The organism is Pseudomonas parakoreensis, assembly GCF_021602155.1.
GTDB lineage: Bacteria > Pseudomonadota > Gammaproteobacteria > Pseudomonadales > Pseudomonadaceae > Aquipseudomonas > Aquipseudomonas parakoreensis.
On the sequence record NZ_BQHY01000014.1, the window covers coordinates 51,693 to 77,735 of the forward strand.

22 protein-coding genes, 1 pseudogene and 2 riboswitches are annotated in these 26,043 nt (G+C 61.2%); of the genes and pseudogenes, 6 read left to right on the plus strand and 17 right to left on the minus strand.

Annotation, left to right across the window (positions count from 1 at the left end):
• Positions 1 to 64 precede the first annotated feature (64 nt).
• Positions 65 to 1,177, minus strand: a complete 1,113-nt coding sequence (locus L6D63_RS21190; protein ID WP_131671780.1) for a PilT/PilU family type 4a pilus ATPase — start codon at positions 1,175 to 1,177, stop codon at positions 65 to 67.
• A gap of 133 nt (positions 1,178 to 1,310) precedes the next feature.
• On the opposite strand from L6D63_RS21190, the gene L6D63_RS21195 reads away from it, so the two are divergent.
• Both L6D63_RS21195 and L6D63_RS21200 read left to right on the plus strand, forming a co-directional pair.
• Positions 1,311 to 3,860, plus strand: a complete 2,550-nt coding sequence (locus L6D63_RS21195; RefSeq protein WP_131671742.1) for a PAS domain-containing hybrid sensor histidine kinase/response regulator — start codon at positions 1,311 to 1,313, stop codon at positions 3,858 to 3,860.
• 39 nt (positions 3,861 to 3,899) lie between these two features.
• Positions 3,900 to 4,175 carry a peptidylprolyl isomerase gene (locus tag L6D63_RS21200; protein WP_003225447.1) on the plus strand — a complete coding sequence of 92 codons (276 nt, stop codon included), beginning with the start codon at positions 3,900 to 3,902 and terminating at the stop codon, positions 4,173 to 4,175.
• A 115-nt stretch (positions 4,176 to 4,290) separates the two neighbouring features.
• On the opposite strand, the gene L6D63_RS21205 is transcribed toward L6D63_RS21200, so the two are convergent.
• From L6D63_RS21205 to L6D63_RS21250, 10 genes and pseudogenes are all read right to left on the minus strand, one after another.
• Positions 4,291 to 5,223, minus strand: coding sequence for a sugar kinase (locus L6D63_RS21205; RefSeq protein ID WP_047294795.1), 933 nt, complete (start codon positions 5,221 to 5,223; stop codon positions 4,291 to 4,293).
• Positions 5,224 to 5,362: 139 nt separating this feature from the next.
• Positions 5,363 to 6,577 (minus strand): amino acid deaminase, encoded by a 1,215-nt coding sequence (locus L6D63_RS21210; RefSeq protein WP_131671741.1) that lies wholly within the window; start codon positions 6,575 to 6,577, stop codon positions 5,363 to 5,365.
• A gap of 43 nt (positions 6,578 to 6,620) precedes the next feature.
• Positions 6,621 to 7,385 carry an IclR family transcriptional regulator gene (locus L6D63_RS21215; protein ID WP_047294799.1) on the minus strand — a complete coding sequence of 255 codons (765 nt, stop codon included), beginning with the start codon at positions 7,383 to 7,385 and terminating at the stop codon, positions 6,621 to 6,623.
• Positions 7,386 to 7,515: 130 nt separating this feature from the next.
• On the minus strand, positions 7,516 to 7,905 hold the full coding sequence (locus tag L6D63_RS21220) for a RidA family protein (RefSeq protein WP_131671740.1): 390 nt from the start codon (positions 7,903 to 7,905) through the stop codon (positions 7,516 to 7,518).
• 29 nt (positions 7,906 to 7,934) lie between these two features.
• Entirely contained in the window at positions 7,935 to 8,732 is a 798-nt protein-coding gene (locus L6D63_RS21225; protein ID WP_131671739.1) for an amino acid ABC transporter ATP-binding protein, read from the minus strand.
• Entirely contained in the window at positions 8,729 to 9,391 is a 663-nt protein-coding gene (locus tag L6D63_RS21230; RefSeq protein ID WP_041064595.1) for an amino acid ABC transporter permease, read from the minus strand. The genes L6D63_RS21225 and L6D63_RS21230 overlap by 4 nt, the downstream gene beginning before the upstream one ends.
• 9 nt (positions 9,392 to 9,400) lie before the next feature.
• The gene (locus L6D63_RS21235; RefSeq protein WP_003225455.1) at positions 9,401 to 10,063 is read right to left on the minus strand and encodes an amino acid ABC transporter permease; all 663 of its coding nucleotides are present in this window, start codon (positions 10,061 to 10,063) and stop codon (positions 9,401 to 9,403) included.
• 51 nt (positions 10,064 to 10,114) lie between these two features.
• Positions 10,115 to 10,963, minus strand: coding sequence for a transporter substrate-binding domain-containing protein (locus tag L6D63_RS21240; protein ID WP_047294802.1), 849 nt, complete (start codon positions 10,961 to 10,963; stop codon positions 10,115 to 10,117).
• A gap of 288 nt (positions 10,964 to 11,251) precedes the next feature.
• Positions 11,252 to 11,532, minus strand: a pseudogene (locus L6D63_RS21245) (type II toxin-antitoxin system RelE family toxin).
• On the minus strand, positions 11,522 to 11,770 hold the full coding sequence (locus tag L6D63_RS21250; protein ID WP_047294804.1) for a type II toxin-antitoxin system Phd/YefM family antitoxin: 249 nt from the start codon (positions 11,768 to 11,770) through the stop codon (positions 11,522 to 11,524). The pseudogene L6D63_RS21245 and the gene L6D63_RS21250 overlap by 11 nt, the downstream one beginning before the upstream one ends.
• Positions 11,771 to 12,040: 270 nt before the next feature.
• On the opposite strand from L6D63_RS21250, the gene L6D63_RS21255 reads away from it, so the two are divergent.
• Positions 12,041 to 12,469 carry a thioredoxin domain-containing protein gene (locus L6D63_RS21255; protein ID WP_121185783.1) on the plus strand — a complete coding sequence of 143 codons (429 nt, stop codon included), beginning with the start codon at positions 12,041 to 12,043 and terminating at the stop codon, positions 12,467 to 12,469.
• A 166-nt stretch (positions 12,470 to 12,635) separates the two neighbouring features.
• Here L6D63_RS21255 and L6D63_RS21260 read toward each other — a convergent pair whose 3' ends face one another.
• From L6D63_RS21260 to cobW, 6 genes are all read right to left on the minus strand, one after another.
• Positions 12,636 to 14,195 carry a TerC family protein gene (locus L6D63_RS21260; protein ID WP_131671737.1) on the minus strand — a complete coding sequence of 520 codons (1,560 nt, stop codon included), beginning with the start codon at positions 14,193 to 14,195 and terminating at the stop codon, positions 12,636 to 12,638.
• Positions 14,196 to 14,574: 379 nt separating this feature from the next.
• Positions 14,575 to 16,221: a phospholipase D-like domain-containing protein gene (locus L6D63_RS21265; protein WP_131671736.1), complete on the minus strand. Its 1,647-nt coding sequence runs from the start codon at positions 16,219 to 16,221 to the stop codon at positions 14,575 to 14,577.
• Positions 16,222 to 16,377: 156 nt separating this feature from the next.
• On the minus strand, positions 16,378 to 17,109 hold the full coding sequence (locus tag L6D63_RS21270) for a vWA domain-containing protein (protein ID WP_236170384.1): 732 nt from the start codon (positions 17,107 to 17,109) through the stop codon (positions 16,378 to 16,380).
• Positions 17,037 to 18,035: a magnesium chelatase ATPase subunit I gene (locus L6D63_RS21275; protein WP_131671735.1), complete on the minus strand. Its 999-nt coding sequence runs from the start codon at positions 18,033 to 18,035 to the stop codon at positions 17,037 to 17,039. Before L6D63_RS21275 ends, L6D63_RS21270 begins: the two co-directional genes overlap by 73 nt.
• 103 nt (positions 18,036 to 18,138) lie before the next feature.
• Positions 18,139 to 21,987 carry a cobaltochelatase subunit CobN gene (gene cobN / locus L6D63_RS21280; RefSeq protein WP_131671734.1) on the minus strand — a complete coding sequence of 1,283 codons (3,849 nt, stop codon included), beginning with the start codon at positions 21,985 to 21,987 and terminating at the stop codon, positions 18,139 to 18,141.
• Positions 21,988 to 21,990: 3 nt separating this feature from the next.
• Positions 21,991 to 23,061, minus strand: coding sequence for a cobalamin biosynthesis protein CobW (gene cobW, locus L6D63_RS21285; RefSeq protein WP_131671733.1), 1,071 nt, complete (start codon positions 23,059 to 23,061; stop codon positions 21,991 to 21,993).
• A gap of 98 nt (positions 23,062 to 23,159) precedes the next feature.
• A riboswitch (cobalamin riboswitch) is annotated at positions 23,160 to 23,372 on the minus strand.
• Between the two features lie 956 nt (positions 23,373 to 24,328).
• A riboswitch (cobalamin riboswitch) is annotated at positions 24,329 to 24,550 on the plus strand.
• 123 nt (positions 24,551 to 24,673) lie between these two features.
• Between cobW and L6D63_RS21290 the strand changes: the two genes are divergently transcribed.
• Genes L6D63_RS21290 through L6D63_RS21300 form a run of 3 tightly spaced genes read left to right on the plus strand, consistent with a single transcriptional unit; the run spans position 24,674 to position 25,991 of the window.
• Positions 24,674 to 24,871: a CbtB domain-containing protein gene (locus L6D63_RS21290; protein WP_131671731.1), complete on the plus strand. Its 198-nt coding sequence runs from the start codon at positions 24,674 to 24,676 to the stop codon at positions 24,869 to 24,871.
• Between the two features lie 11 nt (positions 24,872 to 24,882).
• Complete coding sequence (locus L6D63_RS21295) at positions 24,883 to 25,581, plus strand: CbtA family protein (protein WP_131671730.1); 699 nt, start codon at positions 24,883 to 24,885, stop codon at positions 25,579 to 25,581.
• Positions 25,578 to 25,991 (plus strand): cobalamin biosynthesis protein, encoded by a 414-nt coding sequence (locus tag L6D63_RS21300; RefSeq protein ID WP_047291465.1) that lies wholly within the window; start codon positions 25,578 to 25,580, stop codon positions 25,989 to 25,991. Before L6D63_RS21295 ends, L6D63_RS21300 begins: the two co-directional genes overlap by 4 nt.
• Positions 25,992 to 26,043: the final 52 nt, after the last annotated feature.

Here is a 26,043-nt window from a genome sequence, read left to right on the forward strand (position 1 = left end):
GTCGATAGTAATGTGACTGATACACCGCTTTCGCGAGCAAGCTCGCTCCCACAGGGGTGAGGTGTTAATCCATCAAGCCCCAGTCGCCTGATGTGGTGGGCGCGGGCGCCGGGCCCGCTTCGGCATGCAGTTTCAAACGCAGGCGCAGATTGTTTTGTGAATCGGCATGCTTGAGCGCTTCGTCCTCATTGATCACGCCCTCCACCACCAGCGCATACAGCGCCGCGTCGAAGGTCTGCATGCCGACCTCGCCGGACTTCTCCATGATGCCTTTGAGTTCGCCCAATTCGTTGCGGCGGATCAGGTCGGCAATGGTCGGCGTGCCGAGCATCACTTCGACCGCGGCCCGCCGCTGACCGTCCAACGTGCGTACCAGCCGTTGCGAGACGAACGCCTTGAGATTGTTGCCCAGCGCATGCAGCAACTGCGGGCGGCGCTCTTCGGGGAACAGATTGACGATGCGGTCCAGCGCCTGATTGGCGTTGTGCGCATGCAGCGTCGACAGCACCAGGTGCCCGGTATCGGCGAACGTCAGCGCATGTTCCATGGTTTCGCGGTCACGGATTTCACCGATCAGCACCACGTCCGGGGCCTGGCGCAGGGTGTTTTTCAGCGCCGCATGGAAACTGCGGGTATCGACGCCGACTTCGCGTTGATTGATGATCGAGCGCTTGTGTCGATGGATATACTCCACCGGGTCTTCAATGGTGATGATGTGCCCGCTGCTGTGGCGATTGCGATGGTCGATCAACGCGGCCAGCGAGGTGGATTTACCGGAGTCGGTGGCACCAACGAACAGGATCAGCCCTTGTTTGAGCATTACCGTTTCCTGTAACACCGGCGGCAGCTTAAGGTCTTCGAAACGCGGAATATCGAGTTTGACGTTGCGGATCACGATTGACACATCGTTGCGTTGCTTGAAGATGTTCACCCGAAAACGGCCGATGCCCGTACGTGAAATCGCCAGGTTCATTTCCAGATCCCGATCGAACTCACGCCGCTGCTCGGCGTCCATCAGGGAGTTGGCGATGGCCTCGACCTCACCGAGTTTGAATGGCCGCTCGCTGAACGGCGTCAGCACGCCATCGATACGCGCACTGGGTGGCGCTCCCGTGGACAGAAACAGATCCGAGCCGTGCTGGCTCGACAGACGGAGCAACAGTGCATCGATTTCCATGGCAATAAGCACCCGCGAAGCATTCAATGAACAGAAATGACCCGCTGTCGTGACGTAACGGGTCATACAGCGTCTACCGCAAGTGCAAGAATAGTAGATGCCAACGCACTGACCGACGCTCAGGATAGATGTGATGAACGCAGCACCCACCCCCGATGACGCCCAAGCCCTGATCGCCCGTATCGACTGGAGCCGCACTCCGCTGGGCGCCGCCGGCACCTGGCCGCAAAGCCTGCGCACCGCGGTGGATATAGTGATTCACTCGCCGATGCCGATGCTGCTGTTGTGGGGGCCGCAGCTCACGCAGATCTACAACAACGGCTTCGCGATGCTCGCCGGCAGCAAGCATCCGCACGCTTTCGGACAGCCAGCGCACCTGATATGGCCAGAACTTCAGGACTTTACCGACCCGATTTATCGAGCCGTCCTACAAGGCCAGGTGCGCACCTACAGCGAACGGCGATTTACCCTGCAACGCGAAGGCAAGGAGTCCGACTTCTGGCTGGACCTGACTTACAGCCCCATCCGCGATGAAGATGCGCAAGTGGCGGGAATTCTGGTCACGGCCATCGAAACCAACGAGCGCCGGCGTATCGCCCTTGAACTGCAACGTCGTTCCGAAGAAAGCCTCAAGGCCCAGCGCGACACCGAGGAACGCCTGCAACTGGCGCTGGCCGCTACCGATGCCGTCGGCACCTGGGACTGGGACATCGGTGAAGACCGCTTCATCGCCGATGCCCATTTCGCCCAACTGCACGGCATTGATCCGGCGCTGGCCAGTCAACTGCCGATCAGCGATTACCTGCAAGGGGTGCACCCCGAAGACCGCGCGTTGATCGCCCGCAGCATCAAGCATTGCATTACCCACGGTACCGAATACGCCGAGGAATACAGGCTGCTCAAAGCCGACGGCGAACTGCGCTGGGTGTTTGCCCGTGGCCGCTGTTACAAGGACCACCACGGGCGACCCGTGCGTTTCCTCGGCGCCGCGCTGGACCTGACCGAGCGCAAACACACCGAGCAGGCGCTGCGTCAGAGCCAGACCGAATTGCAGCTGATCATCAACGCGATGCCGATCCTCATCAGTTACGTCGACCACGAAGAGCGCTTCCGCTTGAACAACGCCGCGTATCTGGACTGGTACGGCCTCACGCCTCAGGAATTGTATGGCCGCACCATTCGCGAAGTGATCGGCGAAGAAGCCTATTTCCTGCGCGCGCCGTACATCGCCGAGGCGCTCGCCGGGCGTCCCTGCTCGTTCAGCCTGTACACCCCGCACCATGACGGCAGCAGCCGTCATGCGCTGATGAATTACCTGCCGCGCCACGGCGCCGATGGCTCAGTCAACGGTTTCTATATTTTCGTGATCGACGAGAGTGAACGGAAAAAGACCGAAGAGGCACTGCGCAACCTCAATGAAACCCTTGAGGAACGAGTCAGCGCCCGTACCGAACAACTGGCCCAGGCCAATCAGCGCCTGCAGAACGAGATGTTCGAACGCGAGCGCGCCGAAGATGCGTTGCGCCATGCGCAGAAAATGGAAGCGGTCGGCCAGCTCACCGGCGGTATCGCCCACGACTTCAACAACATGCTCACCGGGATCATCGGCAGCCTCGACCTGATGCAGCGTTACATCGCCGACGGCCGCGCCGAGGAAATCGGCCGTTTCACCGAAGCGGCGGTGTCGTCGGCCAACCGTGCAGCCGCCCTGACCCATCGCCTGCTGGCGTTCTCCCGTCGGCAATCGCTGGATCGCAAGACCCTCAACGTCAACGAACTGATTCATTCGCTGGAAGATTTGATCCGCCGCACCAAGGGTGACCCGATCGAACTCACGCTGCGCCTGGCCGACGATGTGTGGCCGATCAGCACCGACGTCAGCCAACTGGAAAACGCCCTGCTCAACCTGGTGATCAATGCCCGCGACGCCATGCCCGACGGCGGCGAACTGCTGATCGAAACCGCCAACGTCTACCTCGACGGCAACGACATCACCACCCTCGAACCGGTCAAGGCCGGCGACTACCTGATGCTGGCGGTCAGCGACAACGGCACCGGCATGACGCCATCAGTGCGCGCCAAGGCCTTCGATCCGTTCTTCACCACCAAACCGATTGGTCAGGGTACGGGTCTCGGGCTGTCGATGATTTATGGCTTCGCCCAGCAATCGGGTGGCCATGTCAGCCTCGACAGTTTGCCGAATCAGGGCACCTGTGTGCGCCTGTACTTGCCGCGCCTGAACCTGCTGGAGCCCGAACGGCCAGTCGTGGAAACCCTCAGTGCAGCGCCGACGGCCACTTGCGGGGAAACCGTGGTCGTGGTCGAAGATGACCCGGCGGTGCGCATGCTGGTGCTCGACCTGCTCAAGGAGCTGGGTTACCTCGCCCACGAAGCGGCCGATGCCAGCGCCGCCCTGCCGCTGCTGGAATCGGAGTTGCGTGTGGACTTGCTGGTGACCGACGTTGGTCTGCCGGGGATGAACGGCCGGCAACTGGCGGAAATCGCCCGCCAGCATCGCCCGGGACTGAAGGTGCTGTTCATGACCGGTTATGCGCAGAAAGCCGCCGAGCGTCAGGGTTTTCTCGAGGACGGCATGGACATGGTGGCCAAGCCGTTTTCGATTGAAGTGCTGGCGAACAAGATCCGCGAGATGATCAACCAAACGCCGTCACTTGAGGCATAATCCCGCGCCCCGCCGTCACCCCGTTACAGGTATCGCACGATGAAAGCCCAAGCCCGCCACATTCTGGTGAAAACCGCCGAAGAGGCCGAACAGCTCAAACAACGCATTGCCAAGGGCGAAGCGTTTGATGTGCTGGCGAAGAAATACTCGACCTGCCCGTCCGGCAAGCGCGGCGGCGATCTGGGTGAAGTGCGGCCGGGCCAGATGGTCGGCGCGATTGATGCGGTGATTTTCAAGAAACCGTTGCGCACAGTGCACGGACCGATCAAGAGCAAGTTTGGCTATCACCTGGTGCAGGTGTTTTTCCGCGATTGAGTGCTTGGCCTCAGGGCCTCTTCGCGAGCAAGCTCGCTCCCACAGTTTGGAATGCGTACCCTGTGGGAGCGGGCTTGCCCGCGAACCGATTGCGCAGCAATCGGCCATTCGCCGATTATCTGGGGATCAGGGCTCCCGGCACCTGAATCACCCTACTCGCCAGCCAATGCCCAGCCTGCGCCGCTTCCACCGGACTGCCACCCAGCAAACGCCTGGCCAGATACGCCGCACTGAACGAATCCCCCGCCGCCGTAGTATCCACGACCTTCTCGACCTGCTGCGCCGGCACTTCGAACGCCTCGCCATCACAACGAATCAGGCACGCCTCGGCGCCACGTTTGAGCACCACTTCCGGCGTGCCGATCTGCGCGTACGCCTCAAACACCGTGTCGCAATCGGCAAAGTGGAACAGCGCCTGCTCGTCATCGACGGTCAGCAATGCCAGATCGACATGCGGCAACACACTGCGATAGGCCGCCCGCGCCTCTTCCTGTGACGCCCACAAACGTGGCCGATAGTTGTTATCGAAGACGATCCGCGCATCGCGCTGCCGGGCTTCGATGAGGGTCTGGATCAAACGCTCACGGCCATTGGCGCCAAGCACAGCGAGGGTGATGCCGCTGAAATACAGCACGTCGTAATCCGGCAGCGCTGCAAGAATCGGCTCCGCCGCCGGAGTGGTAAAGCAATCGCGCACCGCCGCCTCATTGCGCCAGTAGAGGAAACGTCGCTCGCCGTTGGCGTCGGTCTGAATGCAGTACAGGCCCGGCAAACGACCGGGCAGACGCTGCACGAGATCAAGGCCAATGCCTTCATCGGCCCAGCTCTGGCACATGGCGTCGCTGAAGCTGTCATCGCCCAGCGCAGTGACGTAATCGACCTGGGCGCTGTCGCCGAGGGCGCGGGACAGATACACCGCCGTGTTCAAGGTATCGCCGCCGAAGCTTTGCTGCAGGCTGCCGTCGGCGCGGTGCTGGAGTTCGATCATGCATTCGCCGATCAGGGCGATGCGCGGGGTGTTCGGGCCCAGGGGGCTGAGGGTGGTCATCGGGTGGCGTCTCTGCTGATTCGGTGGTGTTTGATCTGGCCTCTTCGCTGGCAAGCCAGCTCCCACACAATCTTCACAACTCATGAGATTCCTGTGGGAGCTGGCTTGCCAGCGAATCGCCGCAACGCGGTCTCAAGCCTTAGAAACAAGTCTCCATGTTCTCGACCACCGCCAACTGCTCATCCACCAACAACCCCACCCGCCACTTGTCGAAGGTCAGACACGGGTGCGAGGTGCCGAAGGAAATGATATCGCCGACCCGCAACTCAACCCCCGGCGCCACACTCATGAACGCATGCTGGTCCATCACCGCCGTCACCTTGCACGCGCCGACATCGTCGCCGACCGCCGGCACAACGCCGGCCTTGTAACGCAGCAACGGCACCGGCAAACCGGCATCGAATGCCACGTCGCGCTTGCCGAGGGCGATCACCGCAAAACCCGGTTCCGGCAGCGATTGCACGTGGGCCCAGACTTCCAGCGCCGGACGCAGGCCTTCGTGCAGATCACTGCGACGATCCAGCACGCAGCATTGCGCATCCTTGTAGATGCCATGGTCATGGGCGACATAACTGCCCGGGCGCAGCACGCTGAGGAAGCGTCCGCTCGCATTCTGCGTCTCAAACGACTCGGCGATCAGGTCGTACCACGCCGAACCCGAGGCAGTGATGATCGGCTTGGCAATGGCAAACGCGCCGCTGTCCTGCAACTGCACCGCCAGCCGCACCAGCGACGCAGCAAATTCACGAATACCGCTGACCGCGTGATCACCGTGGATCACCCCTTCGTAACCTTCGATGCCGGTCAGGGCCAGCGCCGATTGCGCGTTGATAGCCTGGGCCAGTGCGATGACTTCCTGCTCGCTGCGGCAACCGCAACGGCCACCGACCACGCCGTACTCGATCATCACGTTCAACTTCACGCCGCGCGAAGCGAAGTAGGCGCCCAGATCGGCGACGTTGTCCGGGTGATCGACCATGCAGTAGAAATCGAAATCCGGGTCTGCCAGCAGATCGGCAATCAGCGCCATGTTCGGCGTGCCGACCAGTTGGTTGGCCATCAACACCCGCCGTACGCCGTGGGCATACGCCGCGCGGGTCTGCGTGGCGCTGGCGAGGGTGATGCCCCACGCGCCGGCGTCGAGCTGACGCTGGAACAGCGCCGGGGTCATGCTGGTTTTGCCGTGGGGCGCGAGTTCGGCGCCGCTGTCGCTGACGAACGTCTGCATCCAGCGAATGTTGTGCTCCAGCGCCTCGCGGTGCAGCACCAGCGCCGGCAGGCTGACGTCACGCACAAGGTGCGCGCCAATGGCAGCGGCGCCCTTTTCCACAGCGGTATTGATGGCAGTCGTCATGGTCAAACTCCTCGCATTCAGTCGCGGTCGCAGGCCGCCGCGGTTATTCGTTGATACGCCGGGCGAGGCTGTTGGCGCTCTCGATCAGCACCCGGCGATAGTCGTCGTAATTGTTTTTCGCATCGGCCCGTGGGGCGACGATGCACAGGGTGCAGATGGCCACGCCACTGGGGTCTTTGACCGGCGCAGCGAAGCAATGGGTGAAGGTGTCGGCCACGCTGTCGAAGGAGAAGAAACCGTCGATCCCGGCCTGCCGAATTTCCGCCAGAAAGCGCTCCAGCGGCAGTCGTTCGCCGTCGGGCAGGATGTAGTCGTCTTCGTCGATCAGGTCGATGATCTGCTGGTCGCTCAAATGCGCCAGCAGCAGGCGTCCGGATGCAGTCCACGGGATCGGCGCGTTTTCGCCGATGTCGGACGAAATGCGGAAATGCCGCTCGCCCTCCTTCATCAACGCCACCGTGTATTTGCGCCCGTTGAGCAGGCACATCTGCGCGGTTTCCCGGGTCTGGCTGACGATGTCCTGCAAGGCATGATCGGCCTCGCGACTGAGGTCGAAATGGCGCAGGTGCGCCTGCCCGAGGAAGTACAACTGACGACCGAGATAGACGTGCCCGTCCTTGCCCACCGGCTCCAGAATCCGTCGCTCCAGCAACGACGCCACCAGTTCGTAGACCGTGGATTTCGGGCTGCCGATACCGTTGGCGATGTCATTCGGACGCAGCGGCTGGCCGATCTCCTTGAGGAAATCGAGGATATCGAACGCCCGGTCCAGACCACGGGCCCGGCGTTTGATGGTGTCTTCGGTCATGTCAGTACTCACTCAAAATGCCTCTGTAGGAGCTGCCGCAGGCTGCGATCTTTTGATCTTGCCTTCGTGGCGCATCCAAAATTGCCAAAAGATCGCAGCCTTCGGCAGCTCCTACAAGAGCCGACGACAATCAGGCCTTTTTCTTGTACGCGATGCAATCGATCTCGACCTTGCAATCGACCATCATGCTCGCCTGCACACAGGCCCGCGCCGGGGCATGTTCAGGCTTGAAGTACTCGCCGAAAACCTTGTTGAAACTGCTGAAATCCCGGGGATCGTCCAGCCACACTCCGACCCGCACCACATCCTCCAGGCCATAACCGGCCTCTTCGAGAATCGCGATCAGGTTCTTCATGGTCTGGTGGGTCTGCTCGACGATGCCGCCAACGATGATCTCGCCATCCACTGCCGGCACCTGGCCGGACACGTGCAGCCAGCCGTCCGCTTCAACGGCGCGTGCGAAAGGACGTGGCTGACCGCCAGCGGCCGTGCTGCCGGTGCCGTATCGAGTAATGCTCATGGGTACTTCTCCTGATTACAAAGCAAAAATTAGAACCGCGTGCTCTTGAGAAACTCAGCCAGACGCGGCGATTGCGGGTGTTCGAACAGCTCCTTGGGAGGCCCCTGCTCTTCGATCCGCCCCTGATTCATGAAAACAATCTTGTCCGAGACCTCGAAGGCGAAACGCATTTCGTGGGTCACCAGCAGCATGGTCATGCCGTCTTCGGCCAGTCCCTTGATCACGTTCAACACTTCACCGACCAGCTCCGGATCGAGGGCCGAGGTGACTTCGTCGAACAGCATCAGGCTCGGGTTCATCGCAATCGCCCGGGCAATCGCCACGCGCTGTTGCTGACCGCCGGACAACTGCCCGGGAAAGTGATTGCGCCGCTCCAGCAGGCCGACTCGCTCCAGCCATTTCTCGGCCAGCGCGACGGCTTGGTCCTTGTGCATTTTTTTCACCTTGAGCAGACCGAGGGTGACGTTCTGCAAGGCTGTCAGATGCGGGAACAGATTGAATTGCTGGAAGGCCATGCCGGTCATGGCGCGATGGCGGGCAATGACTTTTTCCGCGTGGCGCACACGTTTACCGCCGACCTCGTCATAGCCGATGGACTCGCCGTCGAGCAGGATCTGCCCGCCCTGGAACTCTTCGAGCATGTTCACGCAGCGCAGCAAGGTGGTCTTGCCCGAACCGCTGGAGCCGATCAGCGTCACGACGTTGCCACGCTGCATGCTCAGATCGACGCCCTTGAGCACTTCGACTGCGCCGTACTGCTTGTGCAGGCCACGGATATCCAGCAGTGGCTGGCCATTTGAAACGTTGGAAACTTGAGCTTGAGTCATGGCAGGGCCACCCGCTTTTCAATGTGCCGGCCGAGTAATTCGATGCCGTAGTTGATGACGAAGAACAGAAAACCGGCGAACAGGTAGAACTCCAGAGTCATGAAGGTCCGGGCGATGATCTGTTGGGTGCTGAGCAGCAGTTCGGCGACGCCGATCACCGAGAGCAAGGTCGACGCCTTGACGATTTCGGTGGACGAGTTGACCCAGGTCGGCAGGATCTGCCGCAGCGCTTGTGGCAGCAACACATAACCGAGGGACTGATAGAACGTCAGGCCAATCGCCTTGCTCGCTTCCATCTGCCCACGCGGCAAGGCCTGCAAGGCACCGCGCACGATCTCGGCAACGTGCGAGCCGCAAAACAGCGTGAGGCCCAGCGCACCGGCCTGAAACGCGCTGATCTGCCAACCGAGCGCCGGCGCCATGTAGAAGCAGGCCAGCACCAACACAAACACCGGCGTACCGCGAATCAGGTCAACGTAAAAACGAAACGGCGCGCGCATCCAGAACTTGCCGTAAGTCAGCACCAGACCGGCGACGACGCCGAGCAGCGTGCCGAACAGAATCGCCAGCGCGGACACCTGCACACTGGTCAGAAACCCTTGCAACAAGGTCTCGCGAGCGACCCACAACTCATGCAACCAACTGGGAGATTCGTACATCGCAGCCTCCTATCGGCGGATTGCCAGACGCTGCTCCAGGTAACGCAGCAGCATGGCAATGAGGTAACAGGCCGCGACATACAACGCCGTGGTCACCAGCCAGGTTTCAATCACCCGGTAGCTTTCGACGTTGATCTTGCGCGCGTAGTAGGTCAGCTCCGGCACTGCAATCGCGGCGGCCAGCGAGGTGTCCTTGAACAGCGAAATGAAGTTGTTCGACAGCGCCGGCAACACGTTGCGCAGCATGACCGGCACGGTCACGTAGGCCTTGACCTGCCATTCACCGAGTCCGATCGCCAGCCCCGCTTCACGCTGGCCTTTGGGGATGCTCAGCAAGCCGCCACGGAACACCTCGGTCAGATAGGCACCGGCATACAGCGACAACGTGATGATGAACGACGGGATCTTGTCCAGACGGATCCCCAGGCTCGGCAAGGCGAAGTAGATCAACAGAATCAACACCAGGATCGGCGTATTCCGCACCACCGTGACGTACACCGAGGCCAGCACCCGCAAGGCGCGATGCTTCGAGAGCAAGGCAAACGCCATCAGCAGGCCGATCACGCAGCCGATGGCAATCGACACCAACGCCAGTTCAAGACCCAGACCGAGCCCCGCCAACAAGGTGTCGAAATCGCGCCACACGGCAGCAAAGTTCAACTGATAGTTCATGGTCAGCAGTACCTTGAGCGGGGCGATTTGTATCGCCCCACTCTCACGGGATCATTTGAATTCGACAGGGAAACCGATCGCCGGCGACGGCAGATCGACACCGAACCATTGCTTGAAGGATGCCGCGTATGTCGGGAACTCAACGCCGGTCATGGCTTCATGCAGCGTGGTGTTGACGAAGTTCAGCCAGTCCTGATCGCCGCGCTTGACCGCGCAGGCGTAGGTCTGCGGGCTCCACGCGTAGGTCGGGCTGCGGTAGCGGCCAGGGTTCTGCACCATCAGGTATTTGACCGACGACTGATCGGTAGCGGCGGCATCGGCGCGGCCGGAGTTCACCGCCTGATACATCAGATCAACGCTGTCGTACTGATCGACCTTGGCCTTGGGCAGCGCCTGGTGCACCAGTTCTTCGGCGTAGACGTTTTGCAGCACGGCCACCGTAACGCTGTCACCGGCAGCCTGCAGGTCTTCGATTTCCTTGTACTTGCTGTTGGCCGGCAGCAGCAGGCCGACGCCTTCGCGGTAGTACGGCAAAGTGAACGCCACTTGCTGCGCACGGCTGGCGGTGACGGTGATGAACTGGCAGCTCATGTCGACCTTGTCGGTCAGCAGGTTGGGAATCCGCGCATCGGACGACTGCACGACGAACTCGACCTTGTTCGGGTCATTGAACAAACCCTTGGCCACCATCCTGGCGATGTCGATATCAAAGCCCTGCAACTTGCCGTCCGCACCCTGAAAGTGCCACGGCGCATTGGTGCTGCCGGTGCCGACAATCAGCTTGCCCCGGGCCAGAACACTGTCGAGTTTGCTGTCGGCTGCCTGGGCCATGCCCATGACAGCGGACGAAGCCGCAAGAACAAAAACACACGCTTTGAACAACGAAGGACGGCGATGCATGGCAAGCACTCCAGGATGATGTTTATTCCGCTATACCGGAATACGGTTTGTTACTACGGAATAGACAGCAGAAAGTGTGCCACAGGATTCAAAGGGAATCTGCGCTGAGTTGAAATGTTTTTGGAATCAACAGGATGCGGGAAATGCGAGGAATGGTGTTACATGAAGGTACTGATGGGCTGCGCTACTTTAGGCTACAAATCGCGAGTAGTTGGTTCCCAGATGGGAGCATCGACGACTATTTCGGTGCAAATGTGTTTGGCGTTTGAACGCGCCCTCTCTCCTTATCTATTGGCTAGCGGCTTTGTCGTAAACCTCTCCCCGCTCTCTTCTCCCTACCGCAATCACGGTAACAACCAAAACCTCGTTCTTTACGCGATAGACCAGCCTGTACCCAGCACTGCGAAGCTTGATTTTGTAAGCGTTTCCCAACCCTCGAAGTCGATCGGCAGGAACGTGAGGGTTGACCAGACGTGTAGCGAGCTTTCTTTTGAACTGATCTGTAATGCTGAATCAAGCTTTTTCCATTCTCTCCACGCTTTCTCGGAAAACTCCAGCTCATAGGTCATCTATAGAGAGCTTAATGGTTGGGTCGTTTTCTCGCTCCTTGCATAGTGCGATCAGTTCCAGGTCCTCAAGACGATTCATCATCGCCTCATACTCCTTCGCGGGCACACAATAAAACGCCGGCGCATTTCGATTGAGGATTGCAACAGACTGGCCGCCACCGGCGGCCACGGTACCCATGGGATTTCTTTTCAATTCAGAAATACTCGCAACGATATTGGAAAGAACTACGTGAGTCATGATGGTGCTCCCTGGAGTGCTGTTAATGGTGCTAGCACTCCAAGACGGCTTCGACGGCTATCGCTTATTCCCACCGTCTCTTTTATTGGGTGAAAAAAGGTATCACGTCCCGACAATCCACATTTCTGGGCTTCGTGTCGGGCCGGTCCTTCATAAAAGTGGGAAAAATCTCGCGAATCCACAGGCCACCTGTAATTTCTGACAGTAGACCTGTTCTTCACCCTTCTTTAACGTCATCGAACCTTCGAGGTCGTTGAAAAGGAGTTCTCAATGAGCGCTGCCAATACCATTTCCAATCTGGCCCCGGTTTATCGCAAAGCCCTGAAAACCTGGCGCCCGGTGATCCTGTACTTCGCCAATGAACACTGTCCTGCCTGCGAATGGGCCGGGCCGGTGTTTCGAGAAATTGCCGAGCCATATCGGCTGCGAGCGAATATCTACATGCTCAATACCCGTGAGTCGCCGCGCCATCCGCTGGTCACCGGTACACCGACGGTGCTGTTCTACAAGAACGGCAAGTTGCTGAAGAAGCTCAAGGGCATCGGCACAGAGGAAACACTGGCGGCGGACTTTGCCCGGCATATTGGCAGGACTAGGGCACCGGTGGTGCAGCAGAAACCACGACATGACCTGCCGTGGTTGCGCCGCACATTGAGCAGGCTCTGCACAATCACGCGTGCGCATCGGCGGGTGATTTGAGGCAGTGCATTTGCCGTAATCGTTACGGCGTCTGACACATCGCTTTCGCGGGCAAGCCCGCTCCCACAGGGGTCAACGTTGTTCACACATTCCGTGTACGACGCGTGCACTGTGGGAGCGGGCTTGCCCGCGAAGGGGCCGGCACCGTCAGCGCAAGGCTGCTGCCTTACGCAGAATCGCGCACCAGCAACACCTGCGTCACCCGTCGTTCCTCAACGGCTTTGACGGTCATCTGCCAGCCTTCGTACTGCAGGCGATCGCCGATCATCGGCAGGCGATCCAGCAGACTCATCACCAGCCCGGCCAACGTCTGATAATCCTCGGTTGGCTGCGCACCAAATCCGGTACGTTCACGCACACGCGTCAGATTCAGAGCGCCGTTGACCATGAACCCGCCCTGCTCTTCGATCACGTCCGGGCCTTCGATTTCGCTGGCATCGGGCAGTTCGCCGGCAATCGATTCGAGGATGTCGGTCATGGTCAGCACGCCGACGAAGTCGCCAAACTCGTTGACCACAAAAGCAATGTGGGTCGACGCTGCACGCATCTGCTCCAGCGCATTGAGGATCGAATAGCTGTCGAGCAGGTTGATGGTCTTGCGTGCCAGATGTTCCAGGTTCGGCTCAATGCCGCTCAGGTACTCCTTGAGCAATTCCTTCTTGTGCACGAAGCCCAACGGTTCATCCACGGCACCGTTGCGGATCAGCGGCAGACGCGAATAGGACGAGTGCATCAGTTTTGTCCGGATCGTTTCGGCGTCGTCGGCCAGATCGATGGTGTCAACGTCGGCGCGCACGGTCATCAGGTTGCGAATCGGGCGTTCGGCCAGTTGCAGCACGCCACTGATCATCACCCGCTCGCGCCGGTCGAACAGTTCTGCACTCGGGGCTTCGCCGTCATCCAGCAGATCGGAGATTTTCTCGCCGACCTCCTCCACTTCCAGCTTGCGTCCGCCCAGCAAGCGCATCACCGCGTGTGCCGTGCGCTCACGTAGGGGGCGCAGGCCTTGCATCGAACGTTTGCGTCGGGCCCGGGCGATCTGGTTGAACACCTCGATCAGGATCGAGAAGCCGATGGCCGCGTACAGATAGCCTTTCGGGATGTGGAAGCCCAGGCCTTCGGCCGTCAGGGCGAAACCGATCATCATCAGGAAGCCCAGACACAGCATGATCACCGTCGGGTGCGCATTGACGAAGCGGGTCAGCGGCTTGCTGGCCACAATCATCAGGCCGATGGAAATGATCACCGCGATCATCATCACCGCCAACTCGTCGACCATGCCGACGGCGGTGATCACCGCGTCCAGCGAAAACACCGCATCGAGCACCACGATCTGCGCCACGATCGGCCAGAACAGCGCGTAAGCGGCGTTGGTCGAGCGCTGGCCGACGTGGCCTTCAAGCCGTTCGTGCAGCTCCATCGTCGCCTTGAACAGCAGGAACACACCACCAAACAGCATGATCAGGTCACGGCCGGAGAAGCTCTTGCCGAACACTTCGAACAACGGCTGCGTGAGGGTCACCAGCCAGGAAATGCTCGCCAACAGGCCCAGACGCATGATCAGCGCCAGCGACAGGCCGATGATCCGCGCACGATCGCGCTGATGTGGCGGCAGTTTGTCCGCCAGAATCGCGATGAACACCAGGTTGTCGATACCCAGCACCAGTTCCAGCACGATCAGAGTCAACAAGCCTAACCAGGCCGTGGGATCCGCTAACCATTCCATAAAATGTCTCGATCTCTCTTCAGTAAATTCAGGCTGCCGGGCACGGCAAAGTGCAACGCGAAGGCTCTGAGGCTGCGTTGTCAACGATAGTCGGGAGGCGGAAAACCGGATGCTGCGAGTGCGTCAAGACCGCGCCATGGCGCGAGGAGAAGGTACGACTGGGAGGCTCCAAGAGGGTGTTCATGCAAATCCTGAATGAAAAATGGCCTTGGAGCGTACAGGCTCAAGGCACATTTTCTACAGCGGCAAATCATTTCAAAATCTGTATCAACGACCACTGCCTCCCTGTAGGAGCTGCCGCAGGCTGCGATCTTTTGATCTTGACCTTAAAAAACAAAGTCAAAAGATCGCAGCCTTCGGCAGCTCCTACAGTTGGCTGTCATCGTCCGGCAAAGCGCAACCGCGACAACTGGCGCAAATCCCCCTCCACGTAGTAATCGTTGGTCCAGCTGTCATCCACCGCCAACGGACTCACCTGCTTCAGCTCGAGTTTTTTCGCGAAATAGCGGAAGCGGTAATGCTCATAAAACCGCAGCAATTCCAGACCGTAACGATCAGCCAGATCGGTGTCGCCGCGAATGATCAGGAAGTTCTCGTCATTGCCGTGACTGGCCGAAGTGCTGAGGTTGTGGCTGCCGCTGATAATCGTCGGCCTGTCGCTGGTGAAGTCGACGATCACCGCTTTGGTGTGCACCAACAGGTTGCCCTTCTGACCTTTCATGTTTTCTTTCAGCCAGCCTTCCAGCCCGGTGTTGAGCAAGGCGGTGGCGGCGAATTCGGCGCTGCGGTCGGCATGAAACCCGGTGATGCGGCTCGCGGTGTTTTGCAGGCCGTAACGCAGGATGTCGTCATGGGGCTTGCCAAGCAACGCATTGAGGATCGCGTCCGGCAAGGTGAATGCCGTGACAAACAGCACGTCCTTGCTGGCGGCCTCGATGATCTCGACAAACTCACGCAAATCGCCGCCACCGCTGCGTGGCGAGAACCCGGCGAACAGCGGCTGCGTCGGATCCATCGGGTTGTGCTCGGTGATCCAGTTGCGCGTCGCAGCAACGTCGGCGGGGTTGGCCCAGACCTCTTCGAACGTTTGCAAATAGCGCGTGGCAATGGTCACGTCATCAAGCGTATGCACCACATTGGCCTGGCGATACACGCCATTGGCGGTGAAATTGGTGCTGCCGCACAGCACCGCCTTCGGTTGACGCTGACCGACGCCATCGACCCGGCTGAGGACGATGAATTTGTCGTGGAAAATGTTGTGAGTGACCCGGCCACGCTTGTTCGCCGCTGGTAATTGGGCAAGGTTCGCTTCATTCAGGGTTGTATCGGGATCATCAGGCTGGGCGTGGTACAGCACGCGCACTTGCACCCCTCGCGCGAATGCCGCGTTCACGGCATCAATGATCGCCTGCAACTGATACTCGTAGATCGCAATGTCCAACGCCCACTGCGCGTCCACAGCCTGCTCGATGAAGCTCAGCAATCGCTCCAGCAGTCCGTTCTCCAGCCACAGGCGCGCCGCGTCGGGCCAGGCTTCGATGGGCAGGTTCTTGTTGGCGCTGATCTGTGCGTCGAGGTCGGGAAATTTGCGCTGAAACGCCTGACTGGCAGCCACGGCGCGATTGAAGATCACGCTCTGATTGGCCGGGTGGCCGTCGTCACTGGTGATGCTCAGCGCGAGCGATTCGCCCAGTAGCGGCGCGTCCGCCGTGCCGTAGGCCAGGTGTACGCGATAGTGCAGGGTCGTGCCCGGGTTGACGGCGTAATCGGCCCAGCGGAATTTCTGCAGCGGTGCCTTATCGCTGGGCGTGGCGTGATATTGCGGGAACGTGTGAACCTTGCCGGGAAACGTCAGGCTGTTGAACAGGAACAACCACGGTTTGTCGCCCTGCTGCTTTTCGATGGCAAACCCGAGCAAGCCTTTACGGCGGGGTTCGGCCAAGTCCATGGCGAGCAGCACGCCGTTGGTGCCGGCGTAGGCCTTGACGCGAAAATCGTCCTGAGGATTGGCGACCAGTACCCGCATGATTCACTCCTTGTGATTGGGCTGGGTGGAGCATAGAGCAGCGCTGCGGTTTTTGGTGATCCCGCATGGTCCGATGCGATACCTTCGCGAGCAGGCTCGCTCCCACAGAGCAAGCGGTGTTCACCAACCTTGCTCGCGAAGAGGCCCGCTCAGACTTCACACATCATCGATATGCCGATATTCCGCATTCAGCACCGCCGCCAATTCCCGCGCCCGCGCCAGACGGATCGGCCCCCGCTCGATGTCGATCAGCAACCCCGGACACTCCAGCGGCAGCAGCGGCGGCAAGGTTTTCAAACGTCCGTCCGTGACCAGCAACAAGCGCTGCTGCTCGGCCGGAAAGCGCTTTTGTCGCTGCATCAGCCATTGCTGCGCCTGCGTCAACGCCGCCACCAATGGCGTGCCGCCGCCCGCGCCCAGTGTCTCCAGCCAGGTGCGCAAGCCACTTGAAGCCTTCAATCCTTGCACCTGCCATTGCGGCGCGCTGCCACTGGCGGTCAGCAAGGCCAGTCGCGCCCTTTGTCGATACGCATCATCAAACAATTGCGCGAGCAAACCCTTGGCATCGCTCAGTGCCTGATGCCGACGCGTCGAAGCCGACGCATCGACGATCACCAGCCATAACTCATGGGGGGCACGAGTGCGCAGCTGAAACTGCAAGTCCTCACGGGTTTGCGGCCGACCGTTTAGCAGCGTCCCTGGCCAGTTCACCAGACCGCTGCGCGCAGCGTGGCGCTTGCCCTGGCGTCCGTAGTCGAGTCGTCCGGCGCGGGGACTGGCATTCGCCCCCGCGTCGGATCGGGGACGAATGCCGGTTACTTTTTTGGCCAGCTCGGCACTTCGCGGCGTGCGCCAGTCGCCAGCGCCGGAGCAGGCATGTCGCCCCACTGCCCCTGCCCATCGCTTGGTTCGGCCTGGGTGCTGGTCTGGTTCTGCGCAGGTGATTGAGGGCTGGGCGAAGTGGAACCACGACGGCGATGGCGCAGGGCGAATTCCGCCACCGCATCGATGTCTTGCTCGGCAATGGCTTCGGCACCGCGCCATGCCGCGTGGGCTCGGGCCGCACGCAGCCAGACCAGATCGGCCCGCAAGCCATCGACGCCGGCGGCAAAGCAGCGCTCGGTGATGCTCGCCAAAGCCTCGTCGTCCAGCGCAATGCGCGCCAAGGCGATGCGCGCCTGTTCGCAGCGTTCGCGCAGCGCTTGCTGCTCGGCTTCCCACTGCGCACAGAACGCCTGCGGGTCGCTGTCGAAATCCAGTCGGCGACGGATGATCTGCCCGCGTTCGGTCGGCGCGGTGTGGCCGCTGAGGGCGACGTTCAGGCCAAAACGATCCAGCAGCTGCGGGCGCAATTCGCCCTCTTCCGGGTTCATTGTGCCGATCAACACAAACCGTGCCGAATGCCGATGCGAGATGCCATCACGCTCGACCAGGTTGGTACCGCTGGCCGCCACATCCAGCAGCAGATCCACAAGATGATCGGGCAACAGATTCACTTCATCGACGTACAGCACACCGCCGTCGGCCTTGGCCAGCACGCCGGGAGAAAACTGCGCACGACCTTCACTCAGCGCGGCATCCAGATCGAGGGTGCCGACCAGACGTTCTTCGGTGGCGCCCAGTGGCAAGGTGACGAACTGACCGCTGGCCAGCAGATCGGCGAGGCCACGGGCCAGAGTCGATTTAGCCATTCCGCGTGGGCCTTCGATCAGCACGCCACCGATTTTCGGGTCGATGGCGGTGAGGTACAGCGCGAGTTTCAAGTCATCAGCGCCGACCACGGCGGAGAGCGGGAAATGCGGGATGTCGGTCATCTTCAATACTCGGTCATGGTCGGTGATCTTTCGAAAATCGCTGGGAGCCACGTTGATCCCTGGGGGAGCGAGCCTGCTCGCGCCCACAGGGGATTGCGGTGCATCAGGTGTCTTCTTCTATATCCAGCAGCAGGTTTTCCAGTGCTTCTTTATACACGCCGGGTTCCTGCCACATCCCGCGTTGCTGCGCTTCCAGCATGCGTTCGGTCATGTCGCGCAGGGCATGCGGATTGTGTTCACGAACAAAATCCCGGGTCGTCGGGTCGAGCAAATAGGCGTCGGCCAGCAACGCATATTGATGATCGTCGATCAGTTGCGTGGTGGCGTCGAAGGCGAACAGGTTATCGACTGTCGCCGCCAGTTCAAACGCGCCTTTATAGCCGTGACGTTTGACCCCGTCGATCCACTTCGGATTGGCCGCCCGCGAGCGGATCACCCGATTGAGTTCTTCTTTCAGGGTGCGGATTCTCGGCAGATCCGGCTGACTGTGATCGCCGTGATAACTCGCCGCTGCTTCCCCGCGCAGGGTTTCCACCGCCGCGAGCATGCCGCCCTGAAACTGGTAATAGTCGTTGGAATCGAGCAAGTCGTGCTCGCGATTGTCCTGATTCTGCAACACCGCCTGCACCTGGCTCAGGCGCTGGACGAACTGTTCGCGGGCGGCGGTGCCCTCATCCGCCCCGCCATAGGCGTAGGCGCCCCAGTTCAGGTAGACCTCGGCCAGATCCTCGCGACTCTGCCACAGGCGACCGTCGATGGCACCCTGCACGCCCGCGCCATAGGCACCGGGTTTGGCGCCGAAAATCCGCCAGCCGGCCTGACGTCGCGCCGCGTCGGCATCCAGCCCCGATTGCAACAGCGCCTCGCGCTCGGCACGCACCTTCGCCGCCAGCGGGTTGAGGTCATCCGGTTCGTCCAGCGCTGCCACCGCTTGCACGGCGGCGTCGAACAGACGAATCAGGTTGGCAAAAGCATCGCGGAAAAAGCCCGAGACCCGCAGCGTGACGTCGACCCGTGGCCGGTCAAGCAGGCTCAGCGGCAGAATCTCGAAATCATCGACGCGCTGACTGCCGGTGGCCCACACCGGGCGCACGCCCATCAGCGCCATGGCCTGGGCGATGTCATCACCGCCGGTGCGCATGGTCGCAGTGCCCCACACCGACAGGCCGAGCTGACGCAGGTGATCGCCGTGATCCTGCAAATGCCGCTCGAGAATCAACGTCGCGGACTGGAAGCCGATGCGCCACGCGGTGGTGGTCGGCAGGTTGCGCACGTCCACCGAGTAGAAGTTGCGCCCGGTGGGCAGCACGTCGAGACGGCCACGGCTGGGCGCGCCACTTGGGCCGGCGGGGACGAAGCGGCCGTTGAGGGCGTCGAGCAGACCGCGCATTTCGGCGGGGCCGCAGGCGTCGAGGCGTGGGGCGATGACTTCGCGCAGGTTTTCAATGATCGCCCTCACTTCAGCCCAACACGCCCCTTGTGGGAGCGAGCTTGCTCGCGAAAGCGTCGTGTCAATCGACATTGATGTACCTGACCCACCGCTTTCGCGAGCAAGCTCGCTCCCACAGGGGATTTGTAGTGCTTGGGCGATCAGTTGAGTAGCGAACAGTTCGAGGCGTTCGCGGGTATCGCCGGCGCTGCGCCAGATCTCGTCGCTGACGCTTTGCAGCTCCGCAGGGCACGGGCCGTTCCATGGATCGGCAAGGGCGCAATCCAGCGGATCAAAGCTCAATTCAAACGCCTTGGCCAACGCCCGCAGCAGACTCGACTGTGCGCCTTTGCCGTCGCCACGCGGAATGCGCAGCAAAGCCAGCAAGGTATCGATGCGCAAACGTCCGGTCGGCGATTCGCCAAAGATGTGCAGGCCATCGCGAATCTGCGATTCCTTCAGATCACACAGGTAGGTGTCCAGCCGCGGCAGCCAGATCGCGGCGTCGGCATCACTGTCCAGGCCCGCGTCGAGTTGCAGTTCGCGGTCGATCTGCGTCTCGCGCACCAGTTGCAGAATGTCGCGTTGCAGCTCTCGCGCACGACGCGGATCGAGCAGTTGCGCCTCGTAATATTCGTCGGCCAACAGTTCCAGATTGCGCAACGGGCCGTAGGTTTCGGCGCGGGTCAGCGGCGGCATCAGGTGGTCGATGATCACCGCTTGCGTGCGCCGTTTGGCCTGGGCGCCCTCGCCCGGGTCGTTGACGATAAACGGATAGATGTTCGGCAGCGGCCCGAGCAGCGCGTCCGGCCAGCAATTCTGCGAAAGCCCCACGCCCTTGCCCGGCAGCCATTCGAGGTTGCCGTGCTTGCCGACGTGAATCACCGCGTGCGCACCGTAGGTGTTGCGCAGCCAGAAATAGAACGCCAGATAGCCGTGCGGCGGCACCAGATCCGGGTCGTGATACACCGCACTCGGATCGACCTGATAACCGCGCGCCGGCTGAATGCCGACGAAGGTCAGGCCGAAGCGCAGACCGGCGATCATCATTCGCCCGTCGCGGCACATCGGGTCGTTTTGCGGCGTGCCCCAGCGTTCCAGCACTGCCGCGCGATTGGCCTCGGGCAACGCATTGAACATCGCCAGGTAGGCGTCCATCGCCAGACTTTGCTGACACGGACGCAGGTCGATGCTGTCGAGGTCGTTGCTGACCCCGCCGAGCAATTGCTGGATCATCGCGGTGCCGCTGTCCGGCAACTCCGCGGTCAACGGAAAGCCGTCGGTCTGCAACGCGCGCAGGATATTCAACGCCGCCGCTGGCGTGTCGAGGCCGACGCCATTGCCGATGCGACCGTCGCGGGTCGGGTAGTTGGCGAGAATCAGTGCGATGCGTTTTTCAGCGTTCGGCAGCCGCGCCAGATCGCTCCAGCGCCGGGCCAGTTCAGCGACGAAATCCATGCGCTCGGGTTGCGCCCGGTAGCAGACCACGTCGGACTGACTGCGCTCGCTGCGCCAGGCCAGATCCTTGAAGCTGACCGGCCGGCTGATGATGCGCCCGTCGAGTTCCGGCAAGGCAATGTGCATCGCCAGATCTCGTGGTCCCAGACCCTGCTCGCTGTCGCGCCAGCCCGGCTCGTTGTCCTGGGCGCAGATCGCCTGAATCACCGGAATATTGCGCCGGAACGGCCGCAGGTGCGGCGCTTCCGGGCTGGATTGCGCGAAGCCGGTGGTGTTGAGGATCACCGCAGCTTCGACCTCATCCAGCCAGTCCTCGACCACTGACAGACAGCCGGGTTCTTTCAGGCTGGCGACGGCGATCGGCAACGGATTGAGCCCCGCCGCCTGCAAGCGCTGGCAGAACACATCAATGAACGCGGTGTTCGCCGCTTGCAAATGCGAGCGATAAAACAACACCGCCGCGACCGGTTGACCGGGCAGCCAATCGGCTTGCCAGTCGCTCAGTGCGGCGGTGTTTTTCTGTGGGTGGTAAATCGCCGTGCGCGGCAACGCTTGCGGCTCGCCCCAGGCGTAGTCGCGCGCCAGCCAGCGGTTGGCCAGGCAATGGAAGAAGCCCAGCGCATTGCCCATGCCGCCCTGACGCAAAAACTGCCAGAGACGGTCGCGATCTTCGGCGGGTACGGTGCTCAGGTCACTGAGTTCCGGGTCGGGACGGTCATCCCCCGGTACCAGAATCACCTGCACGCCGCGCTCGGACAATTCCACCAGACGCTCGACGCCATAACGCCAGTAGGCGATGCCGCCATGCAGCGAAATCAGGATGACCTTGGCGTGCCGCAGCACCTCATCGACATACAGATCGACCGAGGCGTGATTCTGCACCTGCATCGGATTGGCCAGGCGCAGGCTCGGGTAATCCTCGGGCAGTTGCTGCGCCGCTTCGGCGAGCAGCGCCAGGCTGGAGTCGCCGCTGCACAGGATCACCAGCTCGGCGGGGGTTTGTCCAAGGTCGGCAATGTTGTCATCCGACACGAAACCGCCGGGCTGGGTCCTGAGCAGGTGCATGGCTTAAACGCTGAGCGCGGCGCGCAGTTGCGCTTCGAGTTGCGCAGCGTCGAGTTCCTGACCGATCAACACCAGACGAGTGACGCGCGCTTCGTCAGCGCCCCACTGGCGGTCGAAGTGCTTGTCGAAACGCGTGCCCACGCCTTGAATCAACAGGCGCATCGGCTTGTTCGGAATCGCCGCGAAGCCCTTCACACGCAGGATGCCGTGCTGCACAACCAGTTGCGTCAGCGCGTCGAGCAGCAGGCTTTCGTCGGCTCGCGGCAGTTCGATGGAGATCGAATCGAAGGCGTCGTGATCGTGGTCATCGTGGTCGTCATCACCGTCGTGGTGGTGATCGTGATGGCTGTGACGGCTGTCGATGTGTTCTTCGGATCCGGCACCGAGACCAATCAACACGTCCAGCGGCAGGCGACCGTTGCTGGCTTCGATGATTTTTACTGCTGGCGGCAGTTCTTCAGCGACTTCAGCGCGCACGCGAGCGAGGTCTTCCTGGCTGGTCTGGTCGGCCTTGTTGAGGATCACCAGATCGGCGCTGGCCAGTTGGTCGGCGAACAATTCATGCAGCGGCGATTCGTGATCCAGGTTCGGATCGAGTTTGCGCTGGGCATCGACCTGATCCGGGAACGCAGCAAAGGTCCCGGCGGCCACGGCCGGGCTGTCGACCACGGTGATCACCGCGTCAACGGTGCAGGCGCTGCGGATTTCCGGCCACTGGAAAGCCTGGACCAAGGGTTTTGGCAGGGCCAGACCGGACGTCTCGATCAGAATGTGATCGAGATCACCGCGACGGGCGACCAGTTCGCGCATCACCGGGAAGAACTCTTCCTGCACCGTGCAGCACAGGCAGCCGTTGGCCAGTTCGTAGACGCGGCCGGTGGCTTCTTCTTCGGTGCAGCCGATGGTGCATTGCTTGAGGATCTCACCGTCGATACCCAGCTCGCCGAACTCGTTGACGATCACCGCGATACGGCGGCCCTGAGCGTTGTCGAGCATATGGCGCAGCAAGGTGGTTTTGCCCGAGCCGAGGAAACCGGTGACGATGGTGACGGGGAGTTTGGCCAGTGTTTTCATCGGATGCCCTTTGGCAAGGTGGCGGGCATGCGGGACGAGATCCGCTGCGGGCGTGCGCGCGGAAGAATTCGCCACCGGATCACCCCGCCCGGTTGTAGTGAGAAATCTGTCACGAGGCAGGTCTCCTGGCTGACGGTGTTCAGGCCATGGGCCTGGCATTCGCTGCGCCTTCCCGCGGGCTCAGTGGATTGAGCTGGCAGTGGCGTGGCAACGAACTTCACCGTTCACAGTTGCGGGGGCAGCCGCGGCTTCGACCGCGTTCCCTTCTTAGCTTCGGCGTGGGCCGAAGAACCTCGAAGGTGCAAGGCTACGCATGGGTTGAGGATGGGTCAATGTTTGGATTGGGGGCATATCCGTTGCTGCGGGGGTTGCTGATTACGGTTTCGCCGTTGCGGCGGGTCACTTTTGCCAGACCTCGGGTTACGGGGTCTGGTTTTTTTTGGATTGGGGGCATATCCGTTTCTGCGGGTGTCGCCGCTGGCGGTTTCGCTCTTACAGCGAGTCACCTTTTCCAAACGCCGAAAAGGTAACCCAAAAGGCTTTGCCCCGGCGTACGGCACTTCGCTGAGGCTCAGTGTTCCCTCGCTACGGTGTCCATCCGGGGGCATCGCCTACGGTTTGCTTCGCTGCACCTCCTCTCGATGCATGCGGCTTCGCCGCATGGCGCTACGCGCCTACCCCCCGGATGGACACCTTCGCTCGGCCTGCCGAAGGGGCTGAAGGTCAAAAGCCACATCGAAAGCCAGAGCCAAAGCCAAAGCCAAAGCCAAAGCAGATCAAAAGACCGCAGCCTTCGGCAGCTCCTACAGGGGATTGGGTGTATTCAGATAGAAATTGGTCGGCTGTCAGGCCGCCATCGCCAGCAGGCTGGCTCCCACAACTTTATTCGTGCACACCCCCTGCGGCGAAGCCGCCCCACTCAACACGATGAGCGTTAGCTCGAGTACCGCTCTTGATCTGAGGGCCCGTCGGCAGGCTGAGTGGAGGGATTTATCCGGGGGTGGGAGCGCAGCGACCGTTTGGCGCAGCCAAACACAGCGAGAGGAGGTGCAGCGAAGCAAACCGTAGGCGCTGCCCCCCGGATGAATCCCGCAGCGAAGGAACCCGAGCCTAAGCGAGGGCCGAACGTCAGGGCATAGACCTTTTGGTTACTTTTGGGGCGTTTGCCAAAAGTAACCCGCCGTAAGGGCGGAACCCTAAGAGGCCATTACCGCAGCAACGGATATGCCCCCAATCCCAATTGACTCAAATCCTCCCCTCATGCTCTCCTACACAACTTGTTACGGGTGCCCTTCACAGGGTGAAACGGGAAACCGGTGAATCATGTGCTTTACTCAAAGCCATGTCAGTCCGGTGCTGCCCCCGCAACGGTAAGCGAGCGAAGCGTCGAATCCACTGTGCCATTGCGGCATGGGAAGGTGACGCTTGCAGGTCGGCCTGACGCCAACCCCTCGTGAGCCCGGAGACCGGCCCGCAACACACAGCGCGCATTTTGCGTCGCTGAACATAACAAACCCGCGGTGGGCGGGCGCTGTTCGAACCTCTGCGTGCCCGACTCGCAGGGGTTTTCATGCGCTCTATATCACCCGCTGACACTCCAGAGGGAAGCGCCATGTCGATCATCAGCAGCACCGCCAGCAACACCGACAACATCTCCAGCACCGCCACCTTGAGCCAACGCCTGACCGCCGCCATTTTCGCGTCGATCCTGGGCGCCAGCCTCGTTTACTTCGCCGGTTTCTCGCACATCGAAGCGGTGCACAACGCCGCTCACGATACCCGCCACAGCGCCGCGTTCCCGTGCCACTGAGACCAGCCGACATGATCAAGCGTATCGCGCAAACTGCAGGCTTCACCGGCCTGCTGGCCGCCCTGTTGCTGACGTTGCTGCAAAGCTTCTGGGTCTCGCCACTGATTCTGCAGGCTGAAACCTTCGAAAAATCCGAACCGGTGGCCGTTCACGAACACGCCGCCGGTACGGCCGCACACACTCACGACGCTGAAGCCTGGGAGCCGGAAGACGGCTGGCAGCGTGTGGTCTCGACCTCCGGCGGCAATCTGGTGGTGGCGGTCGGTTTCGCCCTGATGCTCGCCGGCCTGTACACCCTGCGTGCACCGACCAAAACTTCGCAGGGCCTGCTCTGGGGCCTGGCCGGTTACGCGACCTTCGTCCTCGCGCCGACCCTCGGCCTGCCGCCTGAACTGCCGGGCACCGCTGCCGCCGATCTGGCGTCGCGGCAAACGTGGTGGATCGGCACCGCCGCTTCCACTGCAGTCGGCCTGGCCCTCATCGTGTTCAGCCGTCACTGGCTGATGAAGCTGCTGGGCGTGGCGATCCTCGCCGTGCCGCATGTGATCGGCGCGCCGCAACCGGAAGTGCATTCGATGCTCGCCCCGGAAGCCTTGGAAGCCCAGTTCAAAATCGCTTCGCAGCTGACCAACGTGGCGTTCTGGCTGGCCTTGGGCCTGATCAGCGCCTGGTTGTTCCGCCGCAAAAGCGCTGGTCAATACCACGCATGACCGATGACCGCGCAGCGCCGACCCTGGTGGTCGGCCTGGGCTGCCAGCGCGGCTGCCCGGCCAGCACGCTGCGCGCGTTACTCGATCAGGCGTTGCAGGCGCATCGTATAGAACTCGAGGCGGTCAAGGCCCTGGCCAGCATCGACCTGAAACGCGATGAACCCGGTCTGCAGGAACTGGCCAGCCAACTGGCGCTGCCGCTGTTGTATTTCAGCAGCGAAGAATTGGCCATTTACCAACAGCGACTGAGCCATCACTCGCAGATTGCCTATGAGCGCACCGGTTGCTACGGTGTGGCGGAAAGTGCCGCCCTGGCCCTGGCCGAGCAGTTGATTCAGGCACCGGCAAAGCTGCTGATTTCCCGGCAGAAATACGCTCAGGCGACACTGGCATTGGCCGGCGCTGCGTAAATTCCCGATAATCCCCCTGTTTGATCATGAGCAATCTTCATCTGAAGCGTTG

Excerpts from the sequence above, each read along its gene's own strand:
- L6D63_RS21210 (WP_131671741.1), bottom strand. The coding sequence starts at position 6,577 with ATGACGACTGCCATCAATACCGCTGTGGAAAAGGGCGCCGCTGCCATT.
- L6D63_RS21240 (WP_047294802.1), bottom strand. The coding sequence starts at position 10,963 with ATGCATCGCCGTCCTTCGTTGTTCAAAGCGTGTGTTTTTGTTCTTGCG.
- L6D63_RS21255 (WP_121185783.1), top strand. The coding sequence starts at position 12,041 with ATGAGCGCTGCCAATACCATTTCCAATCTGGCCCCGGTTTATCGCAAA.
- L6D63_RS21235 (WP_003225455.1), bottom strand. The coding sequence starts at position 10,063 with ATGAACTATCAGTTGAACTTTGCTGCCGTGTGGCGCGATTTCGACACC.
- L6D63_RS21200 (WP_003225447.1), top strand. The coding sequence starts at position 3,900 with ATGAAAGCCCAAGCCCGCCACATTCTGGTGAAAACCGCCGAAGAGGCC.
- L6D63_RS21230 (WP_041064595.1), bottom strand. The coding sequence starts at position 9,391 with ATGTACGAATCTCCCAGTTGGTTGCATGAGTTGTGGGTCGCTCGCGAG.
- L6D63_RS21265 (WP_131671736.1), bottom strand. The coding sequence starts at position 16,221 with ATGCGGGTACTGGTCGCCAATCCTCAGGACGATTTTCGCGTCAAGGCC.
- L6D63_RS21295 (WP_131671730.1), top strand. The coding sequence starts at position 24,883 with ATGATCAAGCGTATCGCGCAAACTGCAGGCTTCACCGGCCTGCTGGCC.
- L6D63_RS21250 (WP_047294804.1), bottom strand. The coding sequence starts at position 11,770 with ATGACTCACGTAGTTCTTTCCAATATCGTTGCGAGTATTTCTGAATTG.
- L6D63_RS21300 (WP_047291465.1), top strand. The coding sequence starts at position 25,578 with ATGACCGATGACCGCGCAGCGCCGACCCTGGTGGTCGGCCTGGGCTGC.
- L6D63_RS21225 (WP_131671739.1), bottom strand. The coding sequence starts at position 8,732 with ATGACTCAAGCTCAAGTTTCCAACGTTTCAAATGGCCAGCCACTGCTG.
- L6D63_RS21205 (WP_047294795.1), bottom strand. The coding sequence starts at position 5,223 with ATGACCACCCTCAGCCCCCTGGGCCCGAACACCCCGCGCATCGCCCTG.
- L6D63_RS21215 (WP_047294799.1), bottom strand. The coding sequence starts at position 7,385 with ATGACCGAAGACACCATCAAACGCCGGGCCCGTGGTCTGGACCGGGCG.
- L6D63_RS21275 (WP_131671735.1), bottom strand. The coding sequence starts at position 18,035 with ATGACCGACATCCCGCATTTCCCGCTCTCCGCCGTGGTCGGCGCTGAT.
- L6D63_RS21195 (WP_131671742.1), top strand. The coding sequence starts at position 1,311 with ATGAACGCAGCACCCACCCCCGATGACGCCCAAGCCCTGATCGCCCGT.
- L6D63_RS21290 (WP_131671731.1), top strand. The coding sequence starts at position 24,674 with ATGTCGATCATCAGCAGCACCGCCAGCAACACCGACAACATCTCCAGC.
- L6D63_RS21190 (WP_131671780.1), bottom strand. The coding sequence starts at position 1,177 with ATGGAAATCGATGCACTGTTGCTCCGTCTGTCGAGCCAGCACGGCTCG.
- L6D63_RS21220 (WP_131671740.1), bottom strand. The coding sequence starts at position 7,905 with ATGAGCATTACTCGATACGGCACCGGCAGCACGGCCGCTGGCGGTCAG.
- cobN (WP_131671734.1), bottom strand. The coding sequence starts at position 21,987 with ATGCACCTGCTCAGGACCCAGCCCGGCGGTTTCGTGTCGGATGACAAC.
- cobW (WP_131671733.1), bottom strand. The coding sequence starts at position 23,061 with ATGAAAACACTGGCCAAACTCCCCGTCACCATCGTCACCGGTTTCCTC.
- L6D63_RS21260 (WP_131671737.1), bottom strand. The coding sequence starts at position 14,195 with ATGGAATGGTTAGCGGATCCCACGGCCTGGTTAGGCTTGTTGACTCTG.